Genomic DNA, 501 nt, shown 5'->3' on the forward strand with positions numbered 1-501 from the left:
ATTGGTAAATAACTTTTCATTAATCAGGTTATCCTCCGCCATCAGAATATCCAGCGGAAACTGCACGGCGAAGTCTGTTGAAAGATCGGTTGAGGCTGCTTTCCGCACAGTTATAGAACCTTCCGGCTGCGGTTTGAGCTTCATCTGGATCATTTTCGCCGTCAAATGGGAATACCAGGATATGAATTGCGACGCATTCGCCATGTTCAGCCTGGACGAGGAAGGAAAAGCTCAGTCCATTAAAATGAAAGGCATTTCTCCTAACATCGATTTCAGCTTTGATTTCCATGATCTGGATTTGAAGCGGGTTGGGAAGTGATTTGTCGTTTTTAGCCACGGATACACGAATCTTCACGAATGCGTTCGTGTAAATTCGTGCATTCGTGGCTAAAATATAATTCCTACAAACTCGCGGGTACCGAAGCAAACGCAATTTCCAGCGCTTCTTTGATTTCATCAAGCCGCAGCGGTTTGGAAATGTAGTGGTCCATTCCCGAGCGA

1 pseudogene is annotated in these 501 nt (G+C 45.3%); it reads left to right on the forward strand.

Going from position 1 to position 501, the window contains the following annotated elements:
• Positions 1-319, forward strand: a pseudogene (locus LZG72_RS29085) (hypothetical protein); the annotation flags it as partial.
• Between the last annotated feature and the right edge of the window lie 182 nt (positions 320-501).

Origin of the sequence: Dyadobacter sp. CY323 (genome assembly GCF_021390245.1) — a bacterium.
Lineage (GTDB): Bacteria > Bacteroidota > Bacteroidia > Cytophagales > Spirosomataceae > Dyadobacter.